Genomic DNA, 17,803 nt, shown 5'->3' with positions numbered 1-17,803 from the left:
AGTAGTTATGGATAACTTTGATTTTGATTCAAAAAACCCATCTAAGATTAAAGTGTTTGGTGTAGGTGGTGGTGGAAGTAACGCTGTAGCCAGAATGTTCCAGGAAGGTCTTCAGGATGTTGAGCTATATATAATAAACACAGATATGCAGCATCTGAACTCCCTGCCTGTTCCCAATAAGATACATATAGGTGAGAGCGTAACAAGGGGACTCGGTGCAGGTTCAAAACCTGAAATAGGTGAAGAGGCAGCAAAGGAAAACCTGGAGACAATTAAAGAGGCTATGGAAGGGGCGGATATGGTATTTATAGCCGCAGGACTTGGAGGTGGTACCGGGACGGGAGCATCACCTGTTATTGCACAGGCTGCAAAAGAGCTCGGTATTTTAACTGTCGCCGTAGTTACAAAACCATTTGATTTTGAAGGACCAAGAAGAGCAAATTTAGCTGAAGAAGGACTGAAAAAACTTAAAGATGTTGTGGATACATATATAGTTATACATAACCAGAAACTTGCCACTATAGCCGGAAAAAGATTCACATTTGGTGAGGCTTTCAAACTTGTTGACGGCATACTTTACAAGGCTGTAAGAGGAATAACAGACCTTATACTTGTTCCAGGTCTTGTTAACGTTGATTTTGCCGATGTAAAAACTGTTATGGAAAATGGTGGAAAAGCGCTTATAGGTGTTGGAAGCGGAAGGGGAGAGAGTAAGATTGAAGAGGCTGTTATATCAGCAACAACATCTCCACTTCTTGAAGGAACATCAATTCAGGGTTCAAGAAGACTGCTCATAAATGTTGAGGTAAGTATGGACCTTTCATACTCGGATGTTGAGGATGCTATCGCCCAGATTAGAGAACAGGCCCACGAGGAATCCCATATAATATTTGGGGCTTCATTAAATCCTGATATAGAGGACGAGATAAGAATAACGGTTGTTGCTACAGATTTTGAAGGTGAAAAAGAAGAACCTAAGATAAAAAGAACAGTTGACAGAAAGATACACAGAAAGATAACTGAGATCCCAAAAGAGTCCAAAGAGGAAAAGGAAGAGATAATACCAAAACCAATTATAAACGAGATATCTTATGATAACCTTGATATACCAGCATATATAAGAAAAAGGAAAGGTGAGATTAATTGAATTTAACGGGATTTGCCAACCTTATTACACTTTCAAGGTTGGTGATTACCCCTTTTTTAATACTATCAATACTTAATGACAGGTATATAATCTCGGGAGTTTTAGTATTTCTTGCCATTCTTTCAGACTGGCTTGACGGTGTAATAGCGAGAAAGTACAACGATGTTACGAAACATGGTGAGCTTTTAGACCCTGCTGTTGACAAGATATTCACGATTTCAGTTCTTGTCGCTTTTGTTGAGAAACATTACATCTCCTCATTTGTTGTTTTTCTTATAGTGGCCAGGGAGATGTTGGTAACATGGTTCAGAAGCGTTATGGTAAGCAAAGGTATCGTTGTACCGGCATCATACCTTGGAAAGCTGAAAACAACAGCCCAGCTTGCGGCAATATTCCTTCTCTCAGTAAATATTGTGATGTACGGAAGCATACTTCTATGGATCTCAATAATAATCGCTTATATATCCGCCTTTGATTATCTAAAAATCTTTATAAAGGATAAAGCATGGAGCTGAGTGTAATACTGTATCTAATAGGAACATACATACTGGCTTCCATACCTTTTGGTTATGTTGTAGGTAAGCTTTTTGGTAAAGATGTAACAAAGGAAGGTTCTGGGAATATAGGAGCAACAAATGTAACAAGAACAATAGGGAAAAAGGCGGGAGCTCTTGTACTTATTTTAGATATGCTGAAAGGTTACTTTCCGGTTTACTTTGGTAAACATTATATGTACTTTGATGACAGAATTCTTTCAATGATAGCAATAACAGCTGTTTTAGGTCACTGCTTCTCTGTATTTATGAAGTTCAAAGGTGGTAAAGGTGTTGCAACTGGATTAGGGGTTCTCCTCGCCCTTTCCGGGAAAACTGCGTTTATTGTAATCCTCCTCTGGCTAGGTTCTTTCCTGACAACAGGTTATGTATCCTTCGCATCTATCTTTGCAGCCTTTATGTCGTGGATTATCATATTTTATGTTGAGGATAATGTATTTTACACATTCGCCGCACTCTTTTTATCATTCATAATCGTTTTAAAACACTCATCAAATATAAACAGGCTTATTAAAGGCACTGAAAGTAGATTTCTTCACAGATAGCTACCTTCTAACACAGATCCTATCAACTCTCTCAACACCTTTAACTCTCTTTATAAGGGATATTATCCTGTTGAGATGATCTATATCTTTAACATTCACCCTGAGCTCTGTTACAGCCTTTCCATCCCTTCTTGTTTTAACATTTGCACCTGATATGTTTGTTTTTGTACTTGCAACAGCAGATGACATCTCAGCGAGAAGACCTGGTCTGTCTTCGGAGATTATCCTTATATAGGACGGGAATATAGGTTTCAGATCACCGCTACTCCATTTAGCAACGATTATCCTCTCAGGTTCTGTCTCCTGAACCTTTATAGCATTGGGACAGTTCTTAGCGTGTATCGATATTCCCCTTCCCTTAAGTATAACACCTGTTATCTCATCTCCAGGTATGGGACAGCAGCATTTAGCTATTGTTGACATAATATTTGATATACCATCAACCTCAACTATAAGATCCTTATCCTTTACGGATTCTGTTGATGATGAGGATTTCGCTTTCTCAATATCTCCCTTTAAAAATCTTACAACCTTCTGGGGAGAGAGCTTACCGTCTCCTACTGCATGAAGGAGATCATCAAAAGTTTTAAAGCTGAACCTTTCAAGGAGTTTGTTTATATCATTCTCATCCAGTGTTGATGTTTTTTTGTTTATCTTCTTCAGAAATTTGTCTAATAACTTTTCACCAAATTTTATAGCCCTTTTTCTGTCTATCTTTGAAAAGTACTGTTTTATGCTGGTTTTTGCTTTTGATGAAACAACAAACTTGAGCCAGTCCCTGCTCGGCTTGTGGTATTTTGCCGTTATTATCTCAACAACATCACCATTTTTCAGCTTTGTATCAAGTGGAACCATCTTTCCATTTACCTTTGCCCCTGCGGTTCTGTGGCCAACCTGAGTATGTATCTGGTAAGCGAAATCAACAGGTGTAGAACCTAAAGGAAGCTTTACAAGATCTCCCTTAGGTGTAAAAACATAAACCTCTTCATTTGAGAGATCCCCTTTAACAGTTGATATGATCTCTGTATCCTTGTTCTCCTTTATTGACTCAAGTATATTCCTGAGCCATGTAAATGATTTAAGATCTTTTTCTGATATATACTTTCCACCTTTGTATCTCCAGTGGGCTGCGATCCCCTCTTCTGCTATTCTGTGCATCTTGTAGGTTTTTATCTGTATCTCAACAAACTTTCCCTTTGGTGCAACAACAGTTGTGTGAAGAGCCTGATACATATTGGATTTTGGGAGAGAGATATAGTCCTTAAACCTTCCTGGGACTGGAGGCCAGAGGGAGTGTATCAGACCGAGTGCAAGATAACAGTCCTTGATAGTATGAACAAGAACCCTTACCCCGTAAACATCGTAAATATCGGATAATGATAGATCCTTTCTCAGTGTTTTCTCGTATATACTGTAAAGATGTTTTGCCCTGTACTGAATATCAGCTTTAATGTTATGTTTATCAAGTACATCCCTTATCTGGGATATTATCTCCTGCAGGTATTTTTCCTGTACGGTCTTTGATTCTGCAAGGTATGTGGTTATCTTTTTGTAAGCCTCTGGATAAAGGTATTTGAAAGATGTGTCCTCAAGTTCAGCCTTTATCTTCCAGAGACCGAGTCTTGCGGCAAGCGGTGCGTATATATCAAGAGTCTCCTTTGCTATCCTTTTCTGTTTATACTCAGGTAGAGGGTCAAGTGTTCTAATGTTGTGAAGTCTGTCTGCAAGTTTTACAAGTATGACTCTTATATCTTTAGCCATTGATACAAGCATCTTTCTGAAATTTTCAGCCTCCGCCTCCTCCTTACTGTTAAAGTTGTACTTACCTATCTTTGTAACACCATCAACGATAAGAGCTACAGTTTCGCCGAACCTTTCCTTTATCTCATCAATCGTTGTATCCGTATCCTCCACAACATCATGGAGAAGCCCGGCTATTATCGTTGTTCTGTCAAGCTTCAGATCTGCAAGTACCTTTGCAGCCTCAATAGGATGAATGTAGTAAGGCTCACCTGATTTTCTGAACTGACCTTCATGTTTTTCAATGATATAGTATGCCGCCTCTCTGATCTTCTGTATATCCTGGTCTTCCAGATAATCAACCTTTTTAATCAGATCTTCAACAAGCTCTCCAGCTGCAATTTCAGCCATAATAATTTCCTTTAAATGATATCAATTACTGATAAAGTTAGATCCTTTTCAGAGTTTTGCAATCTTTATGTTACGGCCTCTAACCAGTTATCACCTAAATCCTTAACTATCTCAAGGGTTGGATCATAATTTTTCTTAATATCATCCAGTATCAGATAGAGATCATCAACAAAATCAGGGGATGTTAAAAAATCAAGGATACCCTGTTTCCCACTTCTTGTTCTCGGCAGTGCTATCCTGCCGTGACCGTCAACAACCATAGAAATAAAATTAAGTTTTGAAGGATCAACCTTAACCATAAGGTTGACGCTTTTTCTCGGAGGATGTGAAAGCCTCTCTAAAAGATCATCATCTAACATCTAAAATTTTGCCTCTAAAAGATTTACCTTTGTGTATGTATAGCTTTCGTTCTTATCACCTATTCTTGTTATCTGAATTTCAGGGATGCCAAATCTCATCTGATTGCCATCTATCTCAACAAGTGCGGTACTTGACTCATAAAAACCAACAGCAACACCACCTATAAGTCCAAGTAAAACACCAGCTCCTATCTTCTTTCCTAAATCTTCACTGTCAATCATATAAACTGCAAGTCCTGCAGTCGCTCCAATACCTACCCCAAACATCGCATCTCTGAAAAGGATCTCTCCTTCAACAGCAAGGGCATTCCCGGTTATAACTGCGGACATTAAAGCTGCAGCAGTTACTCTTTTCATAATCTGACCTCTCTATCTGATATTTTTTAACTTCTCTATTATATCATTTAGCATCTTCTCGGTGTTCTTTTCGTCATAAAAATTCTTGAATATAAGTCTTATATCCTCCCTCAGCATCTTTATAAGATCCCTGTTTTCCCTTGAAGATACATAAAATGCTTTATTTACAGCATAAAGTGATGCTTCAAGATACCTTAAAGATATTCTTCTGTTCAGATTGTAAGTCACCTTTCCCTTGTGTATGTACTCCTTAACTAAAGCCATATAAAGGTTTTCCCTGTATGATATGTTAATCAGAGGGTTTAAAGCAAGTTCAAGGGCCTGTTTGGATTTTTTGTACTCCCTTGCCTTAAGATGATCCTTTGCTATCCCTATAAGATTCTTAGCCTCTGTTAAAGGATCGTCTATAAGCGGTATGCTCACCTTCTCCTTTATTATCTCAAGACTGTCAAGAACGTACTGGTTCTCAAGGAATGCTGCCTTTTTTATCGTATCCTCAAGCTTTTTCCTTACATAATCATAATCCTCAAGATTTCCTGAGATCTCCTCTATGTATATCAGAAGTGTTTTTAGATCCTCAGAATAATCCTCATCAGGATAAAGCTGTATTCTTTTCTCAAGAGCCTCAATCTGTCTGTAAATGATGTATGAAGGTGAGTACTGGTGAGCCTCATTAAGGAAAAATAATGAGGCATCAAGGTAGGTGTATGTCTCCTTCCTTATTATTCTCTTTTTATTCAGGGAGGAGTAAGCATCAAGAACAAGGTTTAACGCCCTTGTGGTAAACAGTCTGATATTGTAAACCTGATTTTCAGTTAATCCCTCATTAAGGTATATCTGGTTTATATTCTCCCCTTTAGAGTTAAAAGAGTACAGAAAAAACAGTAAAAATATTACCAGCCTGACCATAAGCACTCCAGATAAAAGATTGATGAATTATTATAACAGATAAGATCAGTAAGAATTTATAAGGTTTTCGTAGAATATTATCCCTTCTATCTCTGCTGTGAGTACGTCCTCAACACCTATACCTGTGTTTTTTATAACGGCTTTTATCCTTTTTATCTCATTCTTTTCTAAGAGAATTATAGCTTTCAGTATAGCCCCAAGTATACCTTTACAGGAAAGGATAGCATCTTTAATCTCCTGGTCTATCTTTAGCTCGGACAGTATCTCATCCATCGGCTTACCTAAAACAGTATCCATAAGTGATAGCATACCTGTTATAAAAGCCTTCTCATGTGTTTCCTTTGGAGCTTTACTTTTTTCAATCAGAACCTCAAGCATCCTTCCCCTTATAACAGCCCTTTCAAGAATAGGGTTTGATTTTATATCTGTCCAGTCAAGGCTGAATATCTGCAGGAGAACCCATTTCTGGAGATTCTGGTATCCTAAAAGGGAAAGTGCCTGCTTTATAGATTTTATATTCTGTCTTATGTAGAAAAATGGAGAGTTTATGAACTTTAGAAGTTTGTAACTTAGATCAGGATTTCCTTTAAAAATATCCTCTATCTTTGATAGATCCTCATGTGTTATCGCTGATTTCAGGAGTTTTATAAGTGTAAGTTTGAATGATGAGACCTGCCTGTCCTTGTATATCTCAGGCTCCTCAAAATAAAAGCCCTGAAAGTAATCAAAACCTAACTCTTTAGCAACAACATAATCCTCTTCAGTCTCAACCTTCTGTGCTATAAGCTTTAGATCAAACTTCTTTAGAAATTTTACAGTTTTGGAAAGATCGTTCTCCTCGTAACTTCCCTGTATTGATACCTTCACGTAATCTATATAATCAAAAAATGGTGATATCAGATCACAGTATACAAGTCCATCAAGGGCTATCTCATAACCTTTATCCTTGAGGTTTTTACAGGTTGAGATCAGATACTCATCTATCTTTGTTATGTTGGATATCTCAAATACTGTGTATTTTGGAGGGAGAAGTTCTATAAAATCCCCTTCAAGCATATCAGGATTAACATTTATAAAGCCTTTTTTTGATCCTATAATCTTGTGAAAATCCATATAAACAAGAAGGTTAAGTATGACCCTTGCTGTAGCCTCAATATTGTCCTTTATGATCGCATAATTTTTTTCACTATCCCTGAATAGAAGCTCATATCCAAAGATCTCATTTTTCTCATTAAGTATTGGCTGTCTTCCTACAAATACTTCTCCCATTCAAAAACCCTTCATCTTTATAACTTAAAACTCTTTTCGTATAGAGGTGTAAAATAATTAATACAATTATTAATATGGGGTAAAAAGATGAAAAAGTTAAGACTGGCCCTCGGACAGCTAAATATGACCGTTGGAGATATAGAGGGAAATACTGAGAAGATAATATCAGCGATAAAGGAGGCAAAACTCCACGAGTGCGATATTATAGCCTTTCCAGAGCTCGCTATAACAGGATATCCCCCTGAGGATCTTTTACTAAAACCAAGTTTTATAAACAGAAATCTACAGGCACTAAACAGGATAGCCCAGGCAAGTGAGAATATTATCACTATAGTTGGATTTGTAGATAAGGTTGAGGATATATACAACGCAGCTGCCGTTCTTCTGAATGGGAAGATAGTTGCTGTATACCATAAGAACTTTCTACCAAACTACGGTGTATTTGATGAGGTTAGATACTTCCAGAGGGGTAATGAGATAACACTTCTGAATATTGAAGGTTACAAGATAGGTCTCTCAATCTGTGAAGATATATGGTATCCGGAAAACCCTATAAATATACAGGCTATTGAAGGGGCAGAGCTCATTATAAATATTAATGCCTCCCCTTACCATATTGGTAAAGGAAAGTTCAGAGAGGATATGCTTAAGGTGAGGGCGAGGGACAACCTTGTATCTATAGCATACGTTAACCTTGTTGGAGGGCAGGATGAGCTTGTTTTTGATGGGAACAGTATTATCGTAGGTCCTGATGGATCCGTTTTAACAAAGGGCAGATCTTTTGAAGAGGAGATCGTACTGTGCGATATAAACCTTGATGCTATATTCAGACAGCAGTTAAAGGACAACAGACTCAGAAATCTCAGAGCCATGTATAAAAGGGAAGAGAAGGTTAAAGAGATACACCTTGATTTCAAAATAAAGGACAAACTTGAGACAATACCCCAGAAGACTATTCTTGACAGACCTGAGATAGAGGAGATATACAAGGCTCTTGTTACAGGTGTGAGAGATTACATACACAAAAACGGCTTTGAGAAAGTTGTGATTGGACTGAGCGGAGGGATAGACAGTTCCCTTACCGCAACAATAGCTACTGACGCACTCGGAAAGGATAATGTGAAAGGGGTTCTGATGCCTTCACAGTTCACATCAAAAGAGAGTGTTGAGGATGCCCTTGAGCTTGCAGAAAATCTTGGTATTGAAACATTTACACTTCCTATAACGGACATATTTGAAAAATATAAGGATGAGCTTAAAGATATATTTGCAGGTCTGAAACCTGATGCAACTGAGGAGAACCTTCAGGCAAGGATAAGAGGGAATCTCCTTATGGCTCTCTCAAACAAATTTGGCTGGATAGTTCTGGCAACCGGTAACAAATCTGAGATGAGTGTAGGTTACGCAACCCTATACGGTGATATGGTTGGAGGTTTCGCTGTTTTAAAGGATGTTCTTAAAACAAAAGTTTACGAGCTTGCACAGTACAGGAACAGTATCTCACCCGTTATTCCACAGAGAGTTCTTGAGAAACCACCTTCAGCAGAACTCAAGCCTGATCAGAGAGATGAGGATGAACTTCTACCTTATCCTATACTTGATGAGATCATAATGCTTTATGTTGAGGAGGATATGCCCGTTCAGGATATAATAAGAATGGGATTTGATAGACATTCTGTTGAAAAAGTGGTTAAAATGATAGACAGGAATGAGTACAAGAGAAGACAGGCACCTATTGGTATTAGAATAACACACAGAGCCTTTGGTAAAGATAGAAGAATGCCTGTAACAAATAAATTCAGAGAATTATAAGGAGTGGAAGATGTTTAGATTTCTGTTTTCTTTTCTGACATCATTTGGGATATTTTACTATCTTTTCTCAAACAGGATCATTGAGATTGATATACAAAAAGATGATGATCAGGACTTTTTAAAGGAAAACACAGGTAAGCTTATAAACGTAATAAGAGAGTTTAACAGGATGAAGAACGATATATGATCATCTGTGTTTTTTAACACCAACCTTTTCGCAGTAAGACGATACTGGACATTCTGAACATTTAGGTGAGACAGGTTTGCATATGGTCTGTCCAAAGGCAACAAAAAGATCGTTTATCTCGTTCCAGTACTCCCTGGGAACTTTTTTTCTTAAAGCCATCTCTGTCTCTTCAGCTGTTTTTGTTTTAACAAAGCCTAATCTGTTTGATATTCTATGAACATGAGTATCAACACATATCGCCGGTTTTCCGTATCCAAGGGCAACAACAAGGTTTGCCGTTTTTCTTCCAACTCCTTTTAATTTCAGAAGCTCATCAATACTGTCAGGAACCTTTCCTCCAAAATCCTTTACTATCTTTCCCGATATCTCCTTTATAACCTTAGCCTTATTTCTGTAAAATCCGGCAGGATATATGGCCTCTGCTATCTTCTCTTCAGGTATCTTAAGCATATCGTAAGGATTGTCAGCAAGCCTGAAAAGTCTCTCAGAAACCTCTGCTGTTACCTGATCTTTTGTTCTGAGACTGATTATTGTTGATATAAGTATCTGGTATGGAGTTCTTTTATCCCTTTTTGCCATTAGAGATACAACGGGAGCATCCCATCTGGGAAACTCCCTCTTCAGGATATTTAAGACCTTTATGAAATCCTCTCTGCTCAATACTCCCCAAAAACCCTCCTGTATATATAAGGAACGTTCTTTAAAAACTCATTAACATCAAATATTTTATCTATCTCCTCAGGTGAGAGTCTTGATGTTACTTCCTCATCCGAGAGGAGGGCATCCTTAAACATAAGCCCTTCAGTATCCCATGCTTTCATAGCATTTCTCTGGACTATATCATAAGCCTCATCCCTTGACAGTCCCTTTTCAACAAGTGCAACAAGAACCTTTGATGAGAAATAAAGGCCCTTTGAGAGATCCATATTTCTTTTCATCCTTTCAGGATAAACAACAAGTCCGGAGAGAACATTCTTTGTAAGATTAAGTATGTAATCAAGTGCTATTGCAGAATCAGGCATAACAACCCTTTCCACAGATGAGTGGGATATATCCCTCTCATGCCAGAGAGCTATATTTTCCATAGCAGGTATAGCATTTGCCCTTATAACCCTTGCAAGCCCCGTTATTCTCTCACATGTGATAGGATTCTTCTTATGGGGCATTGCGGATGATCCTCTCTGTCCTTTCCTGAAAGGCTCCTGAGCTTCCAATACCTCTGTTCTCTGCAGATGCCTTATCTCAACAGCTATCTTCTCAAGTGATGAGGCTGTTATAGCCATGGCTGTCATAAACTCAGCATGCCTGTCCCTCTGGACAACCTGGTTAGAAACAGGTTCAACTTTAAGACCAAGATACTCAAGTGCGTACTTTTCAACCTCAGGAGGGATATTAGAGTAAGTTCCAACAGCTCCAGATATAGCCCCTACAGAGACAACATCTCTTGCCTTAACAAGCCTCTCCCTGTTTCTTTTCATCTCCTCGTACCAGAGGGCAAACTTGAGACCGAACACCATAGGCTCAGCGTGAACACCGTGTGTCCTTCCCATCATGACAGTGTCTTTATACTTAAAGGCGTTCTCCTTTAACACAGGTAAGAGCTGATCAATATCCTCTATAAGGATATCAATAGCCTCCCTCATCAGAAGACCAAGGGCTGTATCTATAACATCAGATGATGTCACACCAAGATGTATGTACCTTCCGTTCTCTCCAACCTGTTCAGCAACGGCTGTCACAAATGCGAGAACATCATGGTTGTATATTCTATCAAGTTCGTGTATTCTCTCAACAACTTTCTCATCTATATAAGTTTTCTCCTCTATCTCCTTCATAGCATCATCAGGTATCTTCCCAAGTCTGTTCCATGCCTTACATATTGCTATCTCAACATCAAGCCATTTCTGAAACTTGTTCTGTTCACTCCAGACAGATCCCATCTTTTCAAGAGTGTACCTTTTTATCATCCTTCTCTCCTTTAACTTTTTAAAAACTAATTATATCAGAAGGTTCACTGGTGGTGGTTCAGTTCCTCTTCAAAAACTATTTTAAGTTTTAATCTTTTACCATCTCTCAGGACTACTATCTCATTCTCCTTCTCAGGATAAACAAGCTCTATTCTAAGATCCTCAAGTGTTCTTATCTTCTTTCCATTGAACTCAACAATAATATCCCCCTTCTTAATCCCGGCCTTTTCAGCAGGTGAACCTTTAACAACATCATCAACCTTCAGACCTTTATCTGTTATGTCTATATAAACACCTATCTTTTTAGCCTTTACACCTGCAAGAAACTGTGTGTAAACAACATAATCTGCTATATCCTTATCTATATCCTCATCATTCAGTATTATCACATACGGTTCATTGATCCTCCTGTAAAGTCTGTCAGGTATCCCATACCCATATCTCAGATGACCATTTCCTGCAAGTATCACCATCTTTCTCTCTGGATTTTTTCTAAGGTATTCAGCAGCTGTCTCAGCCATGGTCTCATCCCATATAAGCTGGGACTGGTAGAAGTTTATAAACTCTTTTTCCTTTTTCCTCTCCTTATGCATCTGGAATATGATCTTCAGATAACTTCTGTATTCTTCATTGGTAAAATCCATACTTTCAGGTAGTTTCCTTTTTTCTTCAGGTGTAAGACCGTCTATACCTTTCTCAGACACCTTATCTATTATCTCAGCCTCCATATTAAGAGCTATAACAGGGATCTTATGTTTTCTGGCAAATCTGAGGATAGGCTTGTAAAGGTTATAATCGTACTTCCATCTCTTAAAGTACTCTGTCTTTTTCAGAAACTCTTTTTCACTTATATCCCCTTTTATGTACATATCAAGGTATCTCTGGAATGGTCTCTGGAACATCTCCATTCCTATGGCTATATCACTGCCGTTCTCATAAAGTGCCTTTATTATGCTGTACTGTACAGCGTGATGGGAGAAGCTTGTATGTTTTTCACCTATAAAGATAACCTTTTTATCCTTTATCTGGTCTATCATACTTTTCATATCTGTGATACCGTTCTCTGTTATTATCTTCGCAGGGGTTCTTATCCTGTATAGAATCCCATCCTGAGCTTTATAAACCTCTTTTTCAGCCCTGAAATGCTTACCTATCTTAACAAAAGAGTATCCTCCGTAATGTTTCAGTCTTGAGTAACCTCTCTCAACAGACTCCCTTGTATCGGCATGTATAACGAAGATAAATCTGTTTTCAGAAAAGGGGTTTTTTACAGATGTTATGGACAGCCCTTCTTTCTCTAATGAAGGTTTACCGAGTATCTTTTTAATCACAGGGTTTTTACTGTCAAATATAACAACATTTCTGTCTTTTATAAGGCTGTATCTAAATTCTTCAGGGCTGTATAGCTTTTTCTCTTTATAGAAATCAAGAACAGGTCTGTATTTTTCCTCTGTTTCAGGATCAACAAAAACAACAGGGCTTTTATCACCAAGTAAAAAGTAGATCATAGGTATCATCTCTTCTGGAGATAGCTTCCTGAACGTATCGTAACTGTCATCAATAACGATGCTTAAAGGCTCATCATCAACTGTATAGCTAAAAACAGTCTTCTTCCCCTGTATCTCAAGTGTTTTCTGAATATAACCTGTGTAGGTCAGTATCTTAACAGGTACTTTAAATACAAAATCTCTACTCTGTTTTATCTCTCCTGAGATTTTAAACCTTCCGTCATCAACCTTTACCGATATCTTCTCAATACTTATATCAGGTATTCCTTTCTTCTCTATCCACTGGTGGAAAAAAAGACCTAAATCCTGACCTGACTGGTTTTCAAAACTTCTTTTCAGATCATCCCATGAAGCTCTTTTAAACCTGTTTTTCATGTAAAAATCTGATATTGATCTGAAGAATTTCTCATCACCAACCTCTTTTCTCAACATATGAAATACCATCGCTGTTTTACCGTATCCAATCGCCTCAGAAAGCTCATCTTTTTTGTACACAAAATCCTTAAGGGGAAAATCATTATCATCTGTAACATAGGCCATAAATTTTGATATAAGTCTTTTTCTGTATAGTTTTTTGTCATCTGAGAACTCATGATCCGAAAGATAAGTTGTAAGGCCTTCTGCCCAGTTTCCTTCCTCATCCTTAACATAAACTGAACACCCAAACCACTGGTGTAGTATCTCATGACCAAGGGAGCTTTTAAGAACGAATGGATATCTTATTATCTGCATACCTATAAGTGTGAATGTAGGCATAGAGTATCCAGTTGGAAGTACATTCTCAACGATACTGAACCTTTTATACGGAAATCTTCCTATCTTTTCCTCGTAGTACCTTATATACCCCTCTGCCTTTTCCAGATATATATCTGAAAATCTGTGATCCATCTCAAAGAAGTATGTGTAAACAGTAAGATCATCCCTTATTTTTTTACTTTTCACCCTGAACTTGTCTGTAGCTATAAAGTGGAGATGTTCAAGAGGATGTGGAAAGATAAATCTAACATTCTTAATCCCTTCATCCACTTTTTCTTCGGCTATCTCCTCAGCTTCACCAACAGGTATAAAATCTTCGGGTATCTGGGCTTTAAAGGAATACAAGGCAGGTCTGTCTATCTTTGGATACCATACACCTGTCAGATATATACCATGTTTTGAGACCATATTGTACTGGTCAAACCCTTTAAAAGTCCCTGTATACTTTATTCTTACAGGTTTATCAGGTTCTATCTTTGTGTATGTGAGATATCTAATATCAGAGTAGGTGATCTCTAGATCCCCTGTATCTATTGATACTGATACCTCTCTGTCAGACTTTATCTCAACCTCACCATAGATCTTTCCTTCAGGAATATCAAATTTTATATCCAGACTGTAATATATCTGACCGTATGATATTAAAGGGACAAACATAAATATGATGGAAAAAAAAGATTTTAGCTTTATCATAATACTGTACCCCACTTAATGTATAGTAATTAGGCGTTATAATATTCTATCCTAAGAAAATGAAACGGGAGTGAAATTTATGGGAATTAAGGTCGTGGCAACAAACAAAGTTGCTTACCACAACTACAACATAATAGAGACGTACGAGGCAGGGATAGTATTGAAAGGATCAGAGGTAAAATCTATCAGGGAAGGAAGTGTAAATCTCAGGGACAGTTTTGTAAGAATAGACAATGGTGAAGCCTTTATATACAACATGTATATAGCTCCGTACAAACCTGCATCAAAACTTCAGCATGACCCCTACAGAAAAAGGAAACTTCTACTCCATAAAAGAGAGATACTCAAGCTTATGGGAAAAGTTCAGGAAAAAGGTCTGACAATAATACCAACAAAGGTTTATCTTAAAAATGGAAAAGTCAAAATAGAGATAGCTCTTGCAAAAGGTAAAGCTAAATACGAAAAGAGAGAAGCTATAAAGGAAAGGGATATGAAAAGGGAGCTATCAAAGAAATACAAAGGAAAGATAAAACTATAAACCTGCAAAAGCAGGAGGGAAAAAATGAACATAAAGGAGATTAAGGAGCTTGCAAAAAAGTTCACACCACAGCAGCTTGAGCTCTGTATAGACCAGACTCTTAAGCTTGGAAAACCGGAGCTTGAGGGTTGTGAGGTGTCAGGGGATGTTATGGAGGTCATAAACACACTTGCAAAAGCCCAGACTGTAAGGGAGCTTATGGAGCAGGGGATGAGCGAGATTGAGGCTATAAGAGAGCTTGCAAGAAGAATTAGAAAGATTCAGGGGGCTGAATAGTCAGTTTATACTAACAAACCAATTTTGTAAGTATATCAATTTTAAGTACTATTAATTTATAATTGAAACTCAATCTTATGATTGATATCATACTATAATAGAAAAACAGTCTGTAAATTATTATTAAGAACAATTACTGAAAGGTAAGGAATATGAATATTAAAGAGATAAAGGAGCTTGCAAAAAGATTCTCTGTTGAAGAGTTAGAGCTCTGTATAACCGAGACTATAGAAAAAGGTGAGAACTACTGTAATGTCACAGGTGAAACTCTGGAAGTTATAAATGTCCTTGCAAAAGCCCAGACTGTAAGGGAGCTTATGGAACAGGGTATGAGCGAGATTGAGGCTATAAGGGAGCTTGCAAGAAGAATCAGAAAAGTTCAGGGGGCCGAGTAAAACGGAATAAAAAACTTTTAATAGAGGGAATAAAGATGAAAAAAGCAGCGTTAGCAGTGGCAGGTATTGTTATTTTTAGCGGGTGTGCATCAAAACAGGAACAGCAAACAAAATTTAAAGAGTACAACCCTTTAATGGAGGTTTATGAAGAGGTTTTTTATGATGAAAAGACAGAGAATGTATTCAAAGGAGGCCTTTTAGGAGGAAGTGGTAAAACCCTCACAGTTACATTTCCTGAAATAGTTTCTATAGCTGTAAAAGAGGCTGCCGCCCAGAACAAGAAGATCCAGTACAACTGTGTAAAATGCAAGGATAACTACCTTAAAATCATAGCCATTCCTGAAGAGTGGAATAACAACTGTGGAATTGTAAAAGTTAAATATATGAGAAGGGAAGACACACTGAAGGAAGAAAGCTTCAGGGTCTGTAAGAGGATCGGGTATAAAAAGTAAGTTTATATCTTAACAACCATACATGTAGTTGCTTTCTTAACACCTCTTATAGAGTTTATATCCCTTATTACCACTCTTCCTATCTCGTTCTGGTCTTCTCCTTCCAGAAAGACGATAATATCGTATATCCCTGTAACAACATCAGCAGATTTTACATTCTCTATCTTTGAAAGCTCCTCCATAATAAAAGGTATCTCCGCCGGATTCGCCTCTATCAAAACATAAGCTGTTGATTTATCCTTTACATCTATCTCTTTTAAAAGTTCAGAAAAAGGCACAGGACTTTCTGATACTTTTTCTTCCATCTTCTACCCCTTACTTCAGATTTTTTTTCATTCCTTCGATAGCACCTACTATTGTTCCCTCCAGAATAGAGAATGTTTTTTTAATCAGATTTTCCGTCTCATCAAGTATCTCAACGACAGTCTCTTTACTCAGCATCTTCCCCTCAGACTCCTCAGCTGTTCTCTTCTTCAGATTCTCAATCTCTTTTCTAAGAGACTCTATCTCTTTTTTTAGTTCTTCAGCACTTTCTTTTCCAGCCATAACTATCCCTCCTTTATAAAATATATCTAGTCAGGTCTTCACTCTGGATAATATCACCAAGTTTTGATCTTATAACCTTTTCATCAATTATTATATGCTGTCCCTTAAGATCAGGTGCTTCAAATGAGTAGTCCTCCATAATTCTTTCAAGTATCGTGTGAAGTCTTCTGGCACCTATATTTTCAGTTTTCTCATTAACCTGCTCAGCTATCTCAGCTATTGCTTCTATAGCATCATCTGTAAACTCTATATCAACACCTTCAGTAGCCATTAACGCTTTGTACTGTTTTATGAGAGCATTTTTAGGCTGAGTTAATATCTTGACAAAATCATCTTTTGTTAAAGGCTGTAGTTCAACCCTTATCGGGAATCTTCCCTGTAGCTCAGGTATAAGATCTGAAGGCTTTGAGAGATGGAACGCACCTGCGGCTATAAAAAGTATATGATCGGTCTTAACAGGACCGTACTTTGTTGATACCGTTGTTCCCTCAACAATTGGAAGGAGATCCCTCTGTACACCTTCCCTTGATACATCAGGTGAAGATCCTGTTGATTTACCTGCAACCTTGTCTATCTCATCTATAAAAACTATGCCAAAGTTCTCTGCCCTGTAAACAGCCTCTGATGCAACCTCATCCATATCTATCAGTTTTTCAGCCTCCTGCTGTTCAAGAACTCTCATAGCTTCCCTAACTGTCATCTTTCTTCTCTTCCTTTTTGTTGGTGCAAGGCTTGAGAAGAGATCTTTAAGCTGGTTTTCTATATCCTCAAGTCCCGGTGCGATAACACCACCTACAACCGAAACTCCTTTCTCCTCAACATCTATCTCAACAGTTCTCTCATCAAGCTCCCCATTTCTTAACATCTGTCTGAACTTCTCCCTGGCCGGAGATGTTTCCTCCTCAAATGTCTCAAGTGTTCCGTATCTTTTAACTCTCATAGGAACAAGATAATCAAGTATCTTCTCCTCAGCTATCTCTTTAGCCTTCTCCCTAACCTTCTCCATCTTTTCAGCTTTCACCATCTTGAATGAGGCTTCCGCAAGCTCCCTTATTATAGACTCAACATCCCTTCCTACATAACCTACCTCTGTAAATTTTGTAGCCTCAACCTTTATAAAAGGAGCACCAACAAGTGACGCAAGTCTTCTTGCTATCTCAGTTTTACCAACACCTGTTGGTCCTATCATAAGGATATTTTTTGGTATAACCTCATCCCTCAGATCTTCAGGCAGTTTATGCCTTCTCCATCTATTTCTTAAAGCTATAGCAACAGCCTTCTTAGCCTCTTTCTGACCTACTATATACTTATCAAGCTCCTCAACAATCTGCTTCGGAGTTAGATCTTCTCTAAGCTGCAACAACATCCTCCTCATTCCTTTT

General features: G+C 37.9%; 20 protein-coding genes. 9 read left to right on the top strand and 11 right to left on the bottom strand.

Going from position 1 to position 17,803, the window contains the following annotated elements; translation table 11 throughout:
* Positions 1–7: 7 nt before the first annotated feature.
* From ftsZ to plsY, 3 genes are read left to right on the top strand one after another with little or no spacing between them, the layout of a single operon-like run.
* Positions 8–1,147 carry a cell division protein FtsZ gene (gene ftsZ / locus PERMA_RS03075; RefSeq protein WP_012675587.1) on the top strand — a complete coding sequence of 380 codons (1,140 nt, stop codon included), beginning with the start codon at positions 8–10 and terminating at the stop codon, positions 1,145–1,147.
* Positions 1,144–1,662, top strand: a complete 519-nt coding sequence (gene pgsA, locus PERMA_RS03070; RefSeq protein ID WP_012676285.1) for a CDP-diacylglycerol--glycerol-3-phosphate 3-phosphatidyltransferase — start codon at positions 1,144–1,146, stop codon at positions 1,660–1,662. Before ftsZ ends, pgsA begins: the two co-directional genes overlap by 4 nt.
* A complete protein-coding gene (gene plsY / locus PERMA_RS03065) occupies positions 1,653–2,246 on the top strand; it encodes a glycerol-3-phosphate 1-O-acyltransferase PlsY (RefSeq protein WP_012675357.1) in 594 nt (197 codons plus the stop codon). Before pgsA ends, plsY begins: the two co-directional genes overlap by 10 nt.
* On the opposite strand, the gene PERMA_RS03060 is transcribed toward plsY, so the two are convergent.
* From PERMA_RS03060 to PERMA_RS03040, 5 genes are all read right to left on the bottom strand, one after another.
* Entirely contained in the window at positions 2,247–4,397 is a 2,151-nt protein-coding gene (locus tag PERMA_RS03060; protein WP_015898872.1) for a RelA/SpoT family protein, read from the bottom strand. It lies immediately after the preceding gene.
* Between the two features lie 65 nt (positions 4,398–4,462).
* Entirely contained in the window at positions 4,463–4,756 is a 294-nt protein-coding gene (locus PERMA_RS03055; RefSeq protein WP_012676157.1) for a DUF4911 domain-containing protein, read from the bottom strand.
* Positions 4,757–5,113 (bottom strand): hypothetical protein, encoded by a 357-nt coding sequence (locus PERMA_RS03050; RefSeq protein WP_012676768.1) that lies wholly within the window; start codon positions 5,111–5,113, stop codon positions 4,757–4,759.
* Positions 5,114–5,125: 12 nt separating this feature from the next.
* A complete protein-coding gene (locus PERMA_RS03045; RefSeq protein ID WP_012675908.1) occupies positions 5,126–6,022 on the bottom strand; it encodes a hypothetical protein in 897 nt (298 codons plus the stop codon).
* A gap of 45 nt (positions 6,023–6,067) precedes the next feature.
* Positions 6,068–7,291, bottom strand: coding sequence for an EAL and HDOD domain-containing protein (locus PERMA_RS03040; RefSeq protein ID WP_012675383.1), 1,224 nt, complete (start codon positions 7,289–7,291; stop codon positions 6,068–6,070).
* An 87-nt stretch (positions 7,292–7,378) separates the two neighbouring features.
* Here PERMA_RS03040 and PERMA_RS03035 point away from each other — a divergent pair, with 87 nt between their 5' ends.
* Both PERMA_RS03035 and PERMA_RS10740 read left to right on the top strand, forming a co-directional pair.
* Entirely contained in the window at positions 7,379–9,103 is a 1,725-nt protein-coding gene (locus tag PERMA_RS03035; protein ID WP_012676203.1) for an NAD+ synthase, read from the top strand.
* A gap of 10 nt (positions 9,104–9,113) precedes the next feature.
* Entirely contained in the window at positions 9,114–9,290 is a 177-nt protein-coding gene (locus tag PERMA_RS10740) for a hypothetical protein (protein WP_012675841.1), read from the top strand.
* Here PERMA_RS10740 and PERMA_RS03030 read toward each other — a convergent pair whose 3' ends face one another.
* From PERMA_RS03030 to PERMA_RS10470, 3 genes are read right to left on the bottom strand one after another with little or no spacing between them, the layout of a single operon-like run.
* Entirely contained in the window at positions 9,291–9,950 is a 660-nt protein-coding gene (locus PERMA_RS03030; protein ID WP_012676959.1) for an endonuclease III domain-containing protein, read from the bottom strand.
* Entirely contained in the window at positions 9,947–11,257 is a 1,311-nt protein-coding gene (gene purB / locus PERMA_RS03025) for an adenylosuccinate lyase (RefSeq protein ID WP_012676571.1), read from the bottom strand. The genes PERMA_RS03030 and purB overlap by 4 nt, the downstream gene beginning before the upstream one ends.
* 44 nt (positions 11,258–11,301) lie before the next feature.
* On the bottom strand, positions 11,302–14,214 hold the full coding sequence (locus tag PERMA_RS10470) for a ChaN family lipoprotein (protein ID WP_012675699.1): 2,913 nt from the start codon (positions 14,212–14,214) through the stop codon (positions 11,302–11,304).
* A 79-nt stretch (positions 14,215–14,293) separates the two neighbouring features.
* Between PERMA_RS10470 and smpB the strand changes: the two genes are divergently transcribed.
* The 4 genes from smpB to PERMA_RS03000 all read left to right on the top strand — a co-directional run bounded on the left by smpB (position 14,294) and on the right by PERMA_RS03000 (position 15,875).
* Positions 14,294–14,752: an SsrA-binding protein SmpB gene (gene smpB, locus PERMA_RS03015; protein WP_012676296.1), complete on the top strand. Its 459-nt coding sequence runs from the start codon at positions 14,294–14,296 to the stop codon at positions 14,750–14,752.
* Between the two features lie 24 nt (positions 14,753–14,776).
* Positions 14,777–15,028, top strand: a complete 252-nt coding sequence (locus tag PERMA_RS03010) for a DUF6952 family protein (protein WP_012675349.1) — start codon at positions 14,777–14,779, stop codon at positions 15,026–15,028.
* A 152-nt stretch (positions 15,029–15,180) separates the two neighbouring features.
* Positions 15,181–15,423 carry a DUF6952 family protein gene (locus tag PERMA_RS03005; RefSeq protein WP_015899000.1) on the top strand — a complete coding sequence of 81 codons (243 nt, stop codon included), beginning with the start codon at positions 15,181–15,183 and terminating at the stop codon, positions 15,421–15,423.
* A gap of 35 nt (positions 15,424–15,458) precedes the next feature.
* Positions 15,459–15,875: a hypothetical protein gene (locus PERMA_RS03000; protein WP_012675864.1), complete on the top strand. Its 417-nt coding sequence runs from the start codon at positions 15,459–15,461 to the stop codon at positions 15,873–15,875.
* A 2-nt stretch (positions 15,876–15,877) separates the two neighbouring features.
* Here the strand turns inward: PERMA_RS03000 and PERMA_RS02995 are convergent, their stop codons facing one another.
* Genes PERMA_RS02995 through hslU form a run of 3 tightly spaced genes read right to left on the bottom strand, consistent with a single transcriptional unit; the run spans position 15,878 to position 17,787 of the window.
* Positions 15,878–16,180, bottom strand: coding sequence for an Lrp/AsnC ligand binding domain-containing protein (locus tag PERMA_RS02995; RefSeq protein WP_012676798.1), 303 nt, complete (start codon positions 16,178–16,180; stop codon positions 15,878–15,880).
* Between the two features lie 10 nt (positions 16,181–16,190).
* Complete coding sequence (locus PERMA_RS02990; RefSeq protein WP_012676676.1) at positions 16,191–16,421, bottom strand: ATP-dependent protease; 231 nt, start codon at positions 16,419–16,421, stop codon at positions 16,191–16,193.
* A 13-nt stretch (positions 16,422–16,434) separates the two neighbouring features.
* Positions 16,435–17,787, bottom strand: coding sequence for an ATP-dependent protease ATPase subunit HslU (gene hslU, locus PERMA_RS02985; RefSeq protein WP_425480265.1), 1,353 nt, complete (start codon positions 17,785–17,787; stop codon positions 16,435–16,437).
* Between the last annotated feature and the right edge of the window lie 16 nt (positions 17,788–17,803).

The organism is Persephonella marina EX-H1 (assembly GCF_000021565.1).
Classification (GTDB): domain Bacteria; phylum Aquificota; class Aquificia; order Aquificales; family Hydrogenothermaceae; genus Persephonella; species Persephonella marina.
This window is presented reverse-complemented; position numbering and strand designations above follow the sequence as displayed.